The 13,607-nt window shown below is 73.4% G+C and carries 11 protein-coding genes and 1 pseudogene; 10 read left to right on the top strand and 2 right to left on the bottom strand.

Annotated elements, in window-relative coordinates; all coding sequences use genetic code 11:
* The first annotated feature begins 39 nt into the window (after window positions 1-39).
* The 8 genes from ACIGXO_RS05535 to ACIGXO_RS05500 all read left to right on the top strand — a co-directional run bounded on the left by ACIGXO_RS05535 (window position 40) and on the right by ACIGXO_RS05500 (window position 9,138).
* On the top strand, window positions 40-993 hold the full coding sequence (locus tag ACIGXO_RS05535; RefSeq protein ID WP_399780671.1) for an ABC transporter permease: 954 nt from the start codon (window positions 40-42) through the stop codon (window positions 991-993).
* Window positions 990-1,925 carry an ABC transporter permease gene (locus ACIGXO_RS05530; RefSeq protein WP_399780668.1) on the top strand — a complete coding sequence of 312 codons (936 nt, stop codon included), beginning with the start codon at window positions 990-992 and terminating at the stop codon, window positions 1,923-1,925. The genes ACIGXO_RS05535 and ACIGXO_RS05530 overlap by 4 nt, the downstream gene beginning before the upstream one ends.
* Window positions 1,922-2,977, top strand: a complete 1,056-nt coding sequence (locus ACIGXO_RS05525; protein ID WP_399780665.1) for an ABC transporter ATP-binding protein — start codon at window positions 1,922-1,924, stop codon at window positions 2,975-2,977. The genes ACIGXO_RS05530 and ACIGXO_RS05525 overlap by 4 nt, the downstream gene beginning before the upstream one ends.
* Window positions 2,974-4,050, top strand: a complete 1,077-nt coding sequence (locus ACIGXO_RS05520) for an ABC transporter ATP-binding protein (RefSeq protein ID WP_399780663.1) — start codon at window positions 2,974-2,976, stop codon at window positions 4,048-4,050. Before ACIGXO_RS05525 ends, ACIGXO_RS05520 begins: the two co-directional genes overlap by 4 nt.
* A gap of 70 nt (window positions 4,051-4,120) precedes the next feature.
* Window positions 4,121-5,986: a gamma-glutamyltransferase family protein gene (locus tag ACIGXO_RS05515; protein WP_399780660.1), complete on the top strand. Its 1,866-nt coding sequence runs from the start codon at window positions 4,121-4,123 to the stop codon at window positions 5,984-5,986.
* Window positions 5,987-6,182: 196 nt separating this feature from the next.
* The gene (locus tag ACIGXO_RS05510) at window positions 6,183-7,100 is read left to right on the top strand and encodes an inositol monophosphatase family protein (RefSeq protein ID WP_399780657.1); all 918 of its coding nucleotides are present in this window, start codon (window positions 6,183-6,185) and stop codon (window positions 7,098-7,100) included.
* A 48-nt stretch (window positions 7,101-7,148) separates the two neighbouring features.
* Complete coding sequence (locus tag ACIGXO_RS05505; RefSeq protein WP_399781923.1) at window positions 7,149-8,561, top strand: phytoene desaturase family protein; 1,413 nt, start codon at window positions 7,149-7,151, stop codon at window positions 8,559-8,561.
* A 55-nt stretch (window positions 8,562-8,616) separates the two neighbouring features.
* Entirely contained in the window at window positions 8,617-9,138 is a 522-nt protein-coding gene (locus ACIGXO_RS05500) for an O-acetyl-ADP-ribose deacetylase (RefSeq protein WP_399780655.1), read from the top strand.
* A gap of 72 nt (window positions 9,139-9,210) precedes the next feature.
* On the opposite strand, the gene ACIGXO_RS05495 is transcribed toward ACIGXO_RS05500, so the two are convergent.
* On the bottom strand, window positions 9,211-10,644 hold the full coding sequence (locus ACIGXO_RS05495) for a sugar porter family MFS transporter (RefSeq protein WP_399780652.1): 1,434 nt from the start codon (window positions 10,642-10,644) through the stop codon (window positions 9,211-9,213).
* Between the two features lie 118 nt (window positions 10,645-10,762).
* Window positions 10,763-11,125: pseudogene (locus tag ACIGXO_RS05490) on the bottom strand (ATP-binding protein); the annotation flags it as partial.
* A 429-nt stretch (window positions 11,126-11,554) separates the two neighbouring features.
* Here ACIGXO_RS05490 and ACIGXO_RS05485 point away from each other — a divergent pair.
* Window positions 11,555-13,063: an AlkA N-terminal domain-containing protein gene (locus ACIGXO_RS05485; RefSeq protein ID WP_399780649.1), complete on the top strand. Its 1,509-nt coding sequence runs from the start codon at window positions 11,555-11,557 to the stop codon at window positions 13,061-13,063.
* Window positions 13,064-13,073: 10 nt separating this feature from the next.
* A complete protein-coding gene (locus tag ACIGXO_RS05480) occupies window positions 13,074-13,601 on the top strand; it encodes a methylated-DNA--[protein]-cysteine S-methyltransferase (RefSeq protein ID WP_399780646.1) in 528 nt (175 codons plus the stop codon).
* Window positions 13,602-13,607: the final 6 nt, after the last annotated feature.

Genomic DNA, 13,607 nt, shown 5'->3' with positions numbered 1-13,607 from the left:
CCGCGCGATGAACTCCTTCACGAACGCGGGGTGGGCCCGATGAGCAGGTATCTCCTGACCAGGCTCCGGCAATCGGTCATCACGCTCTTCCTCGTCAGCGTCGTCGTCTTCGCCGGCATCCGCGCGCTGCCCGGCGACCCGGCCCTCGCGCTGGCCGGCGAGGAGCGCAGCCCCGAGGCGCTGGCCGCGGTCCGCGAGGCGTACGGGCTGAACGACAACATCGTGATCCAGTACGGGCGGTTCGTCGGCCACGCCCTCACCGGCGACCTCGGCACCTCGGCCCGCACCGGCCTGCCCGTCCTGGACTCGATACGCAACGCCCTCCCCGTCACGCTCGAACTCGCCGCGCTCTCCCTCCTCCTGGCCGTCGTCCTCGGCATCGGGACGGGCGTCCTGGCGGCCGTGCGGCGCGGCAGGGCGACCGAGTGGCTGGCCAACGCCATCGCCCTGCTGGGGCTGTCCGTCCCCACCTTCTGGCTCGGCATCGTCCTCGTCCTCGCCTTCGCGATCGCCGTACCGGTCTTCGCGGCGTCCGGTTACGTGCCCTTCGGAACGGATCCGGTCGACAATCTACGGCGGATGGTCTTGCCGGCCGTCGTCCTCGGCTCCGGGCTCGCGGCCGTCGTCATGCGGCAGACCCGCGGCGCGATGCTCGACAGCCTCTCCGCCGACTACGTCCGCACCGCCCGCGCCAAGGGCCTCTCCCGACGCCAGGTCATCGGCGGGCACGCGCTGCGCAACAGCCTGGTGACCGTGGTGACCGTCCTCGGCCTCCAGCTCGGCCACCTCATCTCCGGCGCCGTCGTCACCGAGCAGATCTTCGTCCTGCCCGGCTTCGGCAAGCTCACCATCGACGCGGTCTTCACCCGCGACTACACGATGCTCCAGGGCGTGGTGCTGTGCACCTCCGCCGCCTACATCCTCGTCAACCTCGCGGTCGATGTGCTCTATTCGGTCATCGACCCGCGCATCCGGCTCGGAGGCGCCCGATGACCGCCACTCCGGACACCCCGAACATCACAGACACCACGGTCACCGCCGGTGCCCCGGCCGCCCCGGAAGAGCCCGCCGCGGCGCCGCGTCCCGGCACCCTGCGCACCCGGCTGCGCGCCCTGCGCAGGAACCGGCTCGCCCTCACCGGCGCCGTGATCGCCGCCGTCTTCGTGCTGGCCGCGCTCTGCGCCCCGCTGCTCGCCCCGTACGACCCGGCAGGGCCCGACTTCGAGGCCGCGCTGGCGCCGCCCTCCTGGGCGCACTGGCTCGGTACCGACGACCTCGGCCGCGACCAGCTCTCCCGGGTGATCTACGGCGCCCGCGCGTCCATGCAGGTGGGCCTGCTCGCCGTGGTACTGGCCTTCCTCATCGGCGTACCGCTGGGCCTTGCCGCCGGGTACTACGGCAAGTACGCCGACTCCGCCGTCTCCCGGCTCACCGACACCCTGCTCGCCTTCCCCTTCCTCGTCCTCGCGGTGGGGCTGGCGGCCGTCCTCGGCCCGTCGCTGCTCAACGCCACGCTCGCCATCGGGATCTCGCAGGTACCGGCCGTCATCCGCATCACACGCGCCGAGACGCTGCGCCTCAGACACCTGGACTACGTGGGCGCCGCGATCGTCAACGGCGGCGGCGACGGCACGGTACTCGCGCGGCACATCCTCCCGAACGCCACCTCGGCGCTGATCGTCCAGGCCACCGTCGGCATCCCCGCCGCGATCATCGGCGAGGCGCTGCTCAGCTTCCTCGGCCTCGGCGTCCAGCCGCCGGCCCCCTCGCTCGGCGTGATGCTCGCGGGCACCCAGCCCTTCCTCGGCCCCGCGCCCTGGATGGCGGTCTTCCCCGGCCTCGCCATCGTCGCCGCGACGCTGGCCTTCAACCTGCTCGGCGACGGACTGCGCGACGTCCTCGACCCCCGCGGAGGCACCCGATGAGCACCCCGTACGAGGTTTCCGGCGCGCCCCACGCTTCTGACGCGCCCGGCGCACCCGGGGCACCCGGCACACCCGTACTGAGCGTCCGCGACCTCTCTGTCTCCTTCCGCTCCGACACCCGTACCGTGCACGCCGTCGACTCCCTCTCGTACGACGTGGCGCCCGGCGAAGTCCTCGCCATCGTCGGCGAGTCCGGCTGCGGCAAATCGGTGACCTCGATGGCCGTCATGGGACTGCTGCCGCCGACCGCGACCGTCACCGGCTCCGTCCGGCTCGGCGGCCGGGAGCTGGCCGGCGCTGACGAGAAGGAGCTGGCGAAGGTCCGCGGCAAGGACCTCGCGATGATCTTCCAGGAGCCGATGACCTCGCTGAACCCGGTCCTCACCGTCGGCCGCCAGATCGGCGAGGTACTCCGCCGCCACCAGGGCCTGACCCGCGGGGAGGCGAAGGAGAAGGCCGTCGAACTGCTCGGCCTGGTCGGCATCCCCGCGCCGGAGCGCCGGGTGGCGGAGTATCCGCACCAGCTCAGCGGCGGTATGCGGCAGCGCGTCATGATCGCCATCGCGGTGGCCTGCGACCCGGCCGTCCTCATCGCCGACGAGCCGACCACCGCGCTGGACGTCACCGTCCAGGCCGGCATCCTCGAAGTCCTCCGGTCGCTGCGCGAACGCCTGGGCACCGCCATCGTGCTCATCACCCACGACCTGGGCGTGGTCGCCGACGCGGCGGACCGGGTGCTGGTGATGTACGCGGGCCGGGCCGTCGAACAGGCCCCGGTGGGCGAGCTGTTCGCCGCGCCCCGGCACCCGTACACGCGGGGCCTGCTGGGCGCCGTGCTGCGGCCGGGCCAGGAAGGCAAGCGCCGGCTGCCGGAGATCCCCGGACTGGTACCGAGCCTGACCGCCCAGCCGGACGCCTGCACCTTCGCCGACCGCTGCGCGCACGCGGATGAACGCTGCGGCACCGCGCGGCCCGTACTGACTCCCGATACGGGCCACCAGGTCGCGTGCTGGCACCCGATCACGGTGACGCATGAGGAGGCCGCCCGATGAGCGCCGTACGAGAGATCCCGGGCCCGCGCGAGGGCGCCGCGGACGACGCCGGTGCCGCGGACGGCGCCGTCCCCGTGCTCGAAGTACGCGATCTGGAGCGCCACTTCACCACGTCCGGTGGCACCGTACGGGCCGTGGACGGCGTCAGCCTGACCATCGGGCGCGGCGAAGTTCTCGGCCTGGTGGGGGAGTCGGGCAGCGGCAAGTCCACCGTCGGCCGCTGCGTGGTCCGCCTGGACGAGCCGACCGGCGGCCGCATCGCCCTCAAGGGCACCGACATCACCCACCTCTCGCGCCGCGCCCTGCGCCCGCTCCGCACCGACATGCACCTGGTCTTCCAGGACCCGTCCTCCTCGCTGGACCCACGCATGACGATCGGTCAGATCGTCGCCGAGCCGCTGCGGCTGCACCGCCTGGTACCGAGATCCGGCCTCCGGGACCGCGTCGAGGAGCTGCTCGGGCAGGTCGGGCTGCGCCCCGAACACGCCGACCGGCACCCGCACGAGCTCTCCGGCGGCCAGCGCCAGCGCATCTCCCTGGCCCGCGCGCTCTCCGTGGCGCCGGACCTTCTCATCGCCGACGAACCGACCTCCGCACTGGACGTCTCCGTCCAGGCGTCCGTCCTGAACCTCCTCGCCGACCTGCAGCGGGACCGCGGCTTCGGCTGCCTCTTCATCACCCACGACCTGGCGGCCGTGGAGTTCCTGGCGGACCGGATCGCCGTGATGTACCTGGGCCGGATCGTCGAGGAGGCCCCGACGGATCGGCTCTTCGCCGACCCGCTGCACCCGTACACCCAGGCCCTCCTCTCAGCGGCCCCCGTACCGGACCCCGCCACCCAGCGCACCCGCGAACGCATCGTCCTCCACGGCGACCTCCCGAGCCCCCTGTCCCCGCCCCCGGGCTGCCACTTCCACACGCGGTGTCCGGTGGCGGAGGCCCGCTGCCGCACGGAAGTACCGGAGCTGCGGGGACTGCCGGGGGGCCGCAGAGTTTCGTGCCACTTGGTGGACGCCTCCGGCCGTCCGCTCGAAGGACGAAGCCCAGCGAATTCAAGCCCGTCCGGCGAGTGAGGACGCGCCCGCAGGGCGATCCCGGCGCGCACCACACCGCACCCGCACCAAGTCACCGACAGGAGCCAGCTTGTTCACGACCCGCCCCACCCTCACCGGCACCTACGGAATGGCCTCGTCCACCCACTGGCTGGCCTCCCAGTCCGCCATGGCGATCCTGGAGGGCGGCGGCAACGCCTACGACGCCGCGGTCACCGCCGGCTTCGTACTGCACGTCGTCGAGCCGCACCTGAACGGCCCGGCCGGCGAGGTCCCGATCATCCTCGCCCCGGCCGGCGGCCCCGTACAGGTGCTGTGCGGCCAGGGCCCCGCACCGGCCGGCGCCACCGTCGCGCACTACACCTCGCTCGGCCTGGACCTCGTCCCCGGTACGGGCCCGCTCGCCGCCGCCGTACCGGGCGCGTTCGACGCCTGGCTGCTGCTGCTCCGGGACCACGGTACGAAGACGCTCGCCGAGGTCCTGTCGTACGCCATCGGGTACGCACGCAACGGCCACCCGGCCGTCGAACGCGTCGGCGAGACCGTGGAGACCGTCCGCGAGCTCTTCGAGAACGAGTGGCCGACCTCGGCCGAGATCTACCTCCCCGGCGGCCGCTCCGTGGCCCCCGGCGGACTCCTGCGGAACCAGCCGCTCGCCGACACCTGGGAGCGGCTGGTCCGCGAGGCCGAGGCGGCGGGCCCCGGCCGCGAGGCACAGATCGACGCGGCCCGCCGCATCTGGCGCGAGGGCTTCATCGGCGAGGCGATGGCCGCGTTCGCCGCACGCCCCGCCATGGACACCTCCGGCGAGCGGCACGCCGGCACGCTCACGGGTGACGACCTCGCCGCCTTCCGGGCCACGTACGAGGCGCCGGTCACGTACGACTGGAACGGCTGGACCGTCGCCAAGGCGGGCGCCTGGTCCCAGGGCCCGGCCCTGCTCCAGCAGCTCGCGCTGCTCCCCGAGGAGCTGCCCGCCTACGGGAGCGCCGAGTACGTCCACACCCTCATCGAGGGCACCAAGCTCGCGATGGCCGACCGCGAGGCGTGGTACGGCGACGCGGAGGGTACGGGCGCCGACGCCGTACCCGTAGGGGCCCTGCTGTCCCCGGAGTACAACGCCGAGCGCCGGGCGCTGATCGGCGGCACCGCCTCGTACGAGCTGCGCCCCGGCCGCCCCGAGGGCCGCGCCCCGCGCCTCAGTAAGCACGCCGCCGCCGTGGCCGCCGGAGAGCCGGGCTTCGATGCGCTCGGCGTCTCCGGAAGCGGCGCGGGCGAGCCCACCGTCGCGACCGGCACCGGGGGCGCGGGCAAGGCCGCCGTCGCCCCCGAGGTCGACCGCACCGGCGCCACCCGCGGCGACACCTGCCACATCGACATCGTCGACCGCTGGGGCAACATGGTCTCGGCCACCCCCTCCGGGGGCTGGCTCCAGTCCAACCCGGTGATCCCGGGCCTCGGCTTCCCCCTCGGTACGCGGCTGCAGATGGCCTGGCTGGAGGAGGGGCTGCCGAACTCCCTCACCCCGGGCCGCCGCCCGCGCACGACCCTCACCCCCTCCCTGGCGCTGCGTGACGGGGTGCCGGTCATGGCCTTCGGTACGCCGGGCGGCGATCAGCAGGACCAGTGGCAGCTGCACTTCTTCCTGGCCGTCACGGTGCGCGAGCCCGTACGGGGCGGCCTCGACCTCCAGGGCGCGATCGACGCGCCGAACTGGCACACCGACTCCTTCCCGGGGTCGTTCTTCCCGCGCGCCATGCGGCCGGGCAGCGTGACCGTGGAGTCCCGCATCGGCGAGGAGGTCGTCGCGGGGCTGCGGGAGCGCGGTCACGACGTGACCGTCGGTGACGCCTGGTCCGAGGGCCGCCTGTGCGCGGTCGCGCGCGACCCGGAGACCGGAGTGCTTTCCGCCGCCGCGAACCCGCGGGGGATGCAGGGGTACGCGGTGGGCCGCTGACCCGTCCCACCACGACTGATCACCGACGGTCACCCATGCAGCTGATCGTCGACCGCGTGCACCTGGGGTTCATCTGGACGCCAGGTGCCGTGTCAGTGGTCCGTGCTTCCATGGAGACATGATCGAAGCAATTCCTGTGATTCCTGCAAACAACGACGACAGGACGGACAGGGCGGACAGGGAAGACAGGGCGGACATGACGGGCCCGGCCGGGACAGCCGGCGCGAGTGCCGGGACCGCCGGTACCGCCGCGGACGCCGTGCTCGCGGCCGTCGACCTGGACGCCGTCGAGAAGGCCGTCCGCGAGGCCGCGGCGGCCGAGATCCTGCCGCGCTTCCGGCAGCTCGCCGCCCACGAGGTGGTGGAGAAGAACGGCCCGCACGACCTGGTCACCATCGCCGACCAGCGCGCCGAGGAGCACCTCACGACCGCCCTCACCGCCCTGCTGCCCGGCTCGGCCGTGGTGGGCGAGGAGGCGGTGCACGCCGACCCCGCGGTGCTGGACGCGCTGCACGGTGACGTACCGGTATGGATCGTGGACCCGGTCGACGGCACGCGGCAGTTCGTGCACGGCGACCCCGGCTTCGCGACCCTGGTCGCGCTCGCGTACCGCGGTGAGCTGCTGGCCTCCTGGACGTACGCGCCGGCGCTGGAGGAGATGGCCGTCGCGGTGCGCGGCGGCGGCGCCCGGCTGAACGGCCGCCGGCTCCGCGCCGGCGCGCCGCACGAGGGCAAGACCCTGGAAGTCGCCATGTCGCACCACGACTTCACCACCGTCGCCGAGAAGCGCGCGCTGTCCGGCCTGGTCTGCGAGGGCATCGCGCCCCGCCCCTGCGGCTCGGCGGGCCTGGAGTACTTGGCCATCGCCCGCGGCACGCTGGAGGCGATCGCCTTCACCTGGGAGAACCCCTGGGACCACGCGGCGGGCCTGCTGCTCGTCCAGGAGGCGGGCGGCGCGAGCATGACCCTCTCCGGCGTGCCGTTCCGGATAGCGGGGGGCAACACCCTGCCGTTCACCGCGGCGCGGGACGAGGCGACCGCCCGGCGTATCCTCGACCTGCTGGTCGGTGTCACCGGCTCCATGGCAGGTGACACGGGCTCAGCCGCCGACTGATCCTCGACGCGGAGGATCGACACGAGGGGAGTGGCGCAGGTGCCGACGATGCTCGATGCCGTGGTGATCGGAGCCGGACCGAACGGCCTGACGGCGGCGGTCGAACTGGCCCGCCGGGGCATGTCCGTCGAGGTCTTCGAGGCCCGCGACACGATCGGCGGCGGCGCGCGTACGGAGGAGCTGACGCTCCCCGGCTTCCGGCACGACCCCTGCTCGGCCGTGCACCCCACCGGCATCGGCTCGCCCGCCTTCCGCGACCTCCCCCTGGAGCGGTACGGCCTGGAGTGGCTGCACCCCGAACTCCCCATGGCGCACCCCTTCCCGGACGGCAGCGCCGCCGTGCTCTCCCGCTCCGTGGGCGAGACCGCGCGGTCCTTCGGCGTCCGCGACGCCGGACCGTACCGCCGTCTGGTCGACCCCTTCCGCGGCAAGTGGGACACGCTCGCGCGCGACATGATGCGCGGCGTCTTCGAGGGCTTCCCGCGCGACCCGGTGACCCTCGCCCGCTTCGGCCTGGCCGGCATCCCGCCCGTGGCCGTGCTGAACCGCCTCTTCCGCGACGAGAAGGCACGCGCCGTCTTCGCCGGCTGCGCGGCGCACGTCATCCACCCGCTCACCGGCATCGCCACCGGCGCCATCGCCCTGACCTTCATGCTGGCGGCGCACGCGTACGGCTGGCCCATCGCCCGCGGCGGCTCGCAGGCCATCCCGGACGCGCTCGCCGGGTACCTCCGTGACCAGGGCGGTGTGCTCCATACGGACTACGAGGTCAAGCGCCTGGACGACCTCCCGCCCGCTCGCGCCTACATCTTCGACACCTCACCCACGGCGCTGGCCCGCATCGCAGGGCTCGGCAACGCCTTCTCCTCGTACCGCTACGGCCCCTCCGCCTTCAAGATCGACTACGCGCTGTCCGGGCCCGTCCCGTGGACCTCCAAGGAGGCCCGCCGCGCCGGTACGGTCCATGTCGGCCCCACCGAGGGCGACATCGGCCGCGCGCTGCGCGACGTCCATGAGGGCCGGGCCCCCGAGCGCCCGTTCCTCATCACCTCCCAGCCCAGCCTGATCGACCCCAGCCGCGCCCCCGAGGGCAAGCACACCTTCTGGGTGTACGGCCACGCTCCCAACGGCTGGACGGGCGACCTCACCGACGCCATCGAACGCCAGCTGGAACGCTTCGCCCCCGGCTTCCGCGACCTCGTCCTGGCCCGCGCCACCGCGGGCCCGCCCGAACTGGCCGCGCGCAACGCCAACTACGTGGGCGGCGACATCGGCGTAGGCGCCTTCTCCGGCCTCCAGACCCTCCTCCGCCCCAAGCCCCGCCGCATCCCGTACACCACCTCCCACCCCGCCGTCTTCCTCTGCTCCTCGGCCACCCCACCGGGCGGCGGCGTCCACGGCATGTGCGGCCACAACGCGGCCAAGGCCGCCTGGCGCCGCATCAGGCAGACCCGGGGCTGACACCGAACCGTCGAATTGCCGCGCCGCCCGGTGGCCGGTGCGCGACGATGGCCGTATGAGCACGGCCAAGGGAAAGCTGACTGTCATCAAGGGCGACATCACCGACCAGGACGTGGACGCCATCGTGAATGCCGCCAACTCCTCGTTGCTGGGTGGCGGGGGAGTGGACGGGGCGATTCACCGGCGGGGCGGGCCGCGCATCCTGGAGGAGTGCCGGGCGTTGCGGGCTTCGCGGTACGGGCGGGGGCTGCCGACCGGGCAGGCGGTGGCGACCACGGCGGGGGATCTTCCGGCCCGTTGGGTCATTCATACGGTGGGGCCAGTGTACTCCCGGGAGGAGGACCGGTCCGCGCTGCTCGCTTCCTGTTATCGGGAGTCGCTGGGGGTGGCGGAGGGGCTCGGTGCCCGTACGGTCGCGTTTCCGGCGATCTCGACCGGGGTGTACGGCTGGCCGCTGGAGGACGGGGCGCGGATCGCCGTCGAGACGGTGCGGAGCGTGGCGACGAGCGCGGAAGAGGTGCGGTTCGTCCTCTTCGACGAGCGGGCGTATGCGGCCTTCGCCGCGCAACTGGGCTGACAACTGGGCTGACAACCGGGCTGATTCGGCCGCGCCCCACGCCCGGTCGTGCGAGACGCGCCGCGCCCCGTCCTACGAGTACCGCTGCTTCAGCTCCGTCTCCAGGGCCTCCAGGGTGCGGCCCTTCGTCTCCGGTACGTAGCGCTTGACGAAGGCGAGGGCGAGGAGGCCGAAGGCGACGAAGAGGAAGAACGTGCCGGAGACGCCGAGGCCGGCGACCATGGACGGGAAGACCAGGCCGATCGCGAAGTTGGTCAGCCACAGGATGACGGCCGCGACGCCCATGCCGAAGGCGCGCATCCGCATCGGGAAGAGCTCGGAGAGCATCAGCCAGGTGACCGGGGAGATCGCGCCCTGCTGGAAGGCGAGGAAGGTGACGGTCATGGCCAGGACGGCGTAGGCACGGCCGTCGCCCGCGGGCAGCGCCATGGAGAAGACGCCGATCAGCAGGAGCGCGGTGGTCGTACCGACCTGACCGGCCATCAGCATCGGGCGGCGGTTCGTGCGGCCCAGCAGCCAGATGCCCACGAAGGTGGCGAGGACCGAGATCACGCCGTTGGCGATGTTGGCGGTGAGCGCGCTGTCCGCGGCGAAGCCGGCATCGGTGAGGATCTGGGTGCCGTAGTACATGATCGTGTTGACGCCGGTGATCTGCTGGACGACGGCGATGCCGAAGCCCACCCACATCAGGCGGCGGATCCAGGGCGTGCTCCGCAGATCCTGCCAGCCGCCGATCTTCTCCTGCTCGTCCTTGACGGCGAGCGCGGAGACCTCGCTCAGCTCGGCCTCGGCCCGCTGCTGGGACCTGACCTGCTTCAGTACGTCGAACGCGTCCTTGAAGCGGCCCTGCGCGGCGAGCCAGCGCGGGCTCTCCGGCATGACCAGCATGCCGAACCACAGCACGACGGCGGGGACGGTCGCGAGGACGAGCATCCAGCGCCAGATGCCGCCGGATTCGCCGCCCAGCCCGGCGAGGACCGCGTTGGAGGAAAAGGCGAGCAACTGGCCGCTGACGATCATGAGTTCGTTACGGGTGACCAGGCCGCCGCGCCACTCGGCGGGCGAGATCTCCGCCAGGTACACGGGTACGGACACGGACGCGCCGCCGACCGCGAGGCCGAGCACGAAGCGCGCCAGGATCATGACCTCGGTGCTCGGCGCGAGGGACGCGCCCAGCGCGCCGAAGAAGAACAGCACGGCGAGCACGAGGATGTTGCGGCGGCGCCCCCGGGCGTCGGAGAGCTTGCCGCCGGCCACCGCGCCGAGTGCGGCGCCGAGCAGCAGCGAGCTGGTGACCAGGCCCTCCGTGAAGGGGGTGAGCCCGAGGTCGTCCTTCATGTACGGCAGGGCGCCGTTGATGACGCCCGTGTCGTATCCGAAGAGGAGTCCTCCGAAGGTCGCGATGACGGTGATGACACGCAGGCGGCGCCGTACGGGCCGCGGTGTGTCCCCGCCGAGGGCGGGTGGTGGGATGGTGCGTGCCGATGCGCCGTCCGTGACGTTCATGGCCGTCTCCTGCCGTGGGTCGACATCCGTGGGCAGAAAGATGGCTCTTGTTCAAATGTCCTGTCAATAGAATGTTCCAAAGACATTGCCTGGCCGCTGCTCCTGCCCGCTGTTCTCGTCAGGCTGCAGGCGCGTCCGCACCCACGGTGAGCGCCTGTTCCGTCCAGATGACCTTGCCTTCGGTGGTGTACCGGGTGCCCCACCGCTCGGTGAACTGGGAGATCAGGAAGAGCCCGCGGCCGCCCTCGTCGGTCGTGTTCGGGTGCCTCGGATACGGCGAGGTGCTGCTGCCGTCGGAGACCTCGCAGGTCAGGAGCTGATCCAGGATCAGCCGCAGCCGGATGGGCCCGCCCCCGTACCGGATCGCATTGGTGACCAGCTCGCTGACCACCAGCTCCGTGGTGAACGCGAGCTCGTCGAGGCCCCAGCGCGCCAGCTGCCGCATGGTGGTGGACCGCGGCTCATCTCCCAGCCGTGCGGGGGGCGGCGCCGCGGCCGCGAGGAGCAGCCAGTGCTCCCGCCCCGCGCCATCGGTCAGCGGCACCACCTGTACTTGGAGACCGGTCCTGCCGCCGTCCGGGCGCCGCGCCGAGAGCAGCCCCGACCAACTGCCGTGCTCCCGGCACTCCGCGGCCGGCGCGGGCAGCCGCGCCGCGTCGTCCGGGGCGAGCAGATCGGGCGGCGCGCCGCCCGACGGCCTCGGCGGGGGCATGGCCCAGCAGTCGCCGGGCCGTCCCCGGCCAGCTCTCCACCCGTCCCCGGGCGTCCAGGAGCAGTGCGGCGGCTGCCGCGATGTCGAGCGACGCCGGCCGCTCGCCGGAGCCGGCCTTCCGCGCTCCCGGCCCGCCCGCCGCACGTCCATGTCGGATTCTCGCCAGCCACCGCGCGCCGCCTGCGAAATCCTTGAGGCATGCACACCGACACCGAGCGGTGCGTACGCGCCGTGCAGTCCAAGGACGCCCGTTTCGACGGGTGGTTCTTCACCGCCGTCACCACGACGAAGATCTACTGCCGGCCCAGCTGCCCGGTGGTGCCTCCCAAGCCCGCGAACATGCGCTTCTACCCCAGCGCGGCCGCCGCGCAGCAGGCCGGCTTCCGGGCCTGCAAGCGGTGCCGGCCCGACGCCAGCCCCGGCTCCCCGCAGTGGAACGAGCGGGCCGACGCGGTCGCCCGGGCCATGCGCCTGATCGGCGACGGCGTGGTGGACCGGGACGGGGTACCGGGGCTGGCCGCGCGCCTCGGGTACAGCCCGCGGCAGGTGGAACGCCAGCTGCTCGCCGAGCTGGGCGCCGGGCCGCTCGCCCTCGCCCGGGCCCAGCGCGCCCAGACCGCGCGGCTGCTCATCGAGACCAGCGCGCTGCCGATGGCGGAGATCGCGTTCGCCGCCGGTTTCGCCTCGATCCGGACATTCAACGACACCGTGCGGGAGGTCTTCGCGCTGTCGCCGAGCGAGCTGCGGCAGCGGGCCCGGCCCGCGGGCCCGGCCGCCGCGCCGGGCCCGCAGCCCGCGGCGCCGGACTCCCCGGCGCTCACCACCCTCACCCTCCGCCTCCCCTTCCGTAAGCCGCTGTGCCCCGACAACCTCTTCGGGCACCTCGCCGCCACCGCCGTCCCCGGCGTGGAGGAGTGGCGGGACGGCGCGTACCGCCGCACCCTGCGCCTCCCGTACGGACACGGCATCGTGGCGCTCACCCCGCGCCCCGGACACATCGACTGCCGGCTCTCCCTGACCGACCTGCGCGACCTGGCCGGAGCCATCGCCCGCTGCCGCCGGATGCTCGACCTGGACGCCGACCCCGAGGCGGTGGACGCGCTGCTGGCCGACGATCCGGTACTGGCGCCGCTGATCGCGAAGGCGCCGGGGCGGCGGGTGCCGCGCACCGTGGACGCGGACGAGTTCGCCGTACGGGCGGTGATCGGGCAGCAGGTCTCGACGGCGGCGGCGCGTACGCACGCGGGGCGGCTGGCCGCCGCGTACGGGGAGCGGATCGAGGACCCCGAGGGCGGCCTCACCCACCTCTTCCCGAGCGCCGCCGCGCTGGCGGAGCTGGACCCGGAGACCCTCGCGATGCCGCGTACCCGGCGCGCCACGCTCACCGGCCTGGTCGCCGCGCTGGCCGGCGGGGAGCTGCAGCTCGGGCCCGGCAGTGACCGCGAGGAGGCGCGCGCCCGGCTCGCCGCACTGCCCGGCTTCGGGCCCTGGACGGTCGAGTGCATTGCGATGCGGGCGCTCGGCGAACCCGACGCGTTCACCGCCACCGACCTCGGCGTGCGCCGCGCGGCGCAGGGCCTGGGGCTGCCCGGCACACCGGCCGCGCTGCTCGCCCGGGCCGCCGCCTGGCGCCCCTGGCGCGCGTACGCGGTCCAGTACCTCTGGGCCACCGACGCCCACCCGATCAACCACCTCCCCACCGACTGAGGGAAGCGCCATGCCTGTTCACACGGACACGGAAACAGACACGTACACGCACGCCGTCATGACCGGCACGCCGGTCGGGCCGCTCACGCTCGTCGCCCGGGACGGCGCGCTCACCGGCCTGTACATGACCGACCAGCGGCACCGGCCGCCGCAGGAGACCTTCGGGCACCCGGAGGAGCCGGCGGCCGAGCCTTTCGCCACCGCGATCCGGCAGCTGCGGGCGTACTTCGCCGGCGAGCTGACCGCCTTCGACCTGCCGCTCCGGCTCGACGGGACGCCGTTCCAGCGGCGCGTGTGGGCGGCGCTGTGCGACATCCCGTACGGCGGGACGGTCTCGTACGGAGAGCTGGCCGGCCGGCTCGGCAAGCCGTCGGCCGCCCGCGCGGTGGGGCTGGCCAACGGCAAGAACCCGATCGGGATCATCGTGCCCTGCCACCGCGTCGTCGGTGCGGGCGGCGGCCTGACCGGCTACGGCGGCGGCCTGGACCGCAAGCGTCACCTGCTCGACTTCGAGCGGGAGGTGGCGGCGGCCGCGTGACGGCGG

The organism is Streptomyces sp. NPDC053542, assembly GCF_044544685.1.
Classification (GTDB): Bacteria; Actinomycetota; Actinomycetes; order Streptomycetales; family Streptomycetaceae; genus Streptomyces.
Note: the sequence above shows the minus strand (reverse complement) of the source record. Positions and strands in the feature narration are given on the sequence as shown.

Excerpts from the sequence above, each read along its gene's own strand:
- ACIGXO_RS05480 (WP_399780646.1), top strand. The coding sequence starts at position 13,074 with ATGCCTGTTCACACGGACACGGAAACAGACACGTACACGCACGCCGTC.
- ACIGXO_RS05495 (WP_399780652.1), bottom strand. The coding sequence starts at position 10,644 with ATGAACGTCACGGACGGCGCATCGGCACGCACCATCCCACCACCCGCC.
- ACIGXO_RS05525 (WP_399780665.1), top strand. The coding sequence starts at position 1,922 with ATGAGCACCCCGTACGAGGTTTCCGGCGCGCCCCACGCTTCTGACGCG.
- ACIGXO_RS05500 (WP_399780655.1), top strand. The coding sequence starts at position 8,617 with ATGAGCACGGCCAAGGGAAAGCTGACTGTCATCAAGGGCGACATCACC.
- ACIGXO_RS05535 (WP_399780671.1), top strand. The coding sequence starts at position 40 with ATGAGCAGGTATCTCCTGACCAGGCTCCGGCAATCGGTCATCACGCTC.
- ACIGXO_RS05510 (WP_399780657.1), top strand. The coding sequence starts at position 6,183 with ATGACGGGCCCGGCCGGGACAGCCGGCGCGAGTGCCGGGACCGCCGGT.
- ACIGXO_RS05530 (WP_399780668.1), top strand. The coding sequence starts at position 990 with ATGACCGCCACTCCGGACACCCCGAACATCACAGACACCACGGTCACC.
- ACIGXO_RS05485 (WP_399780649.1), top strand. The coding sequence starts at position 11,555 with ATGCACACCGACACCGAGCGGTGCGTACGCGCCGTGCAGTCCAAGGAC.
- ACIGXO_RS05505 (WP_399781923.1), top strand. The coding sequence starts at position 7,149 with ATGCTCGATGCCGTGGTGATCGGAGCCGGACCGAACGGCCTGACGGCG.
- ACIGXO_RS05520 (WP_399780663.1), top strand. The coding sequence starts at position 2,974 with ATGAGCGCCGTACGAGAGATCCCGGGCCCGCGCGAGGGCGCCGCGGAC.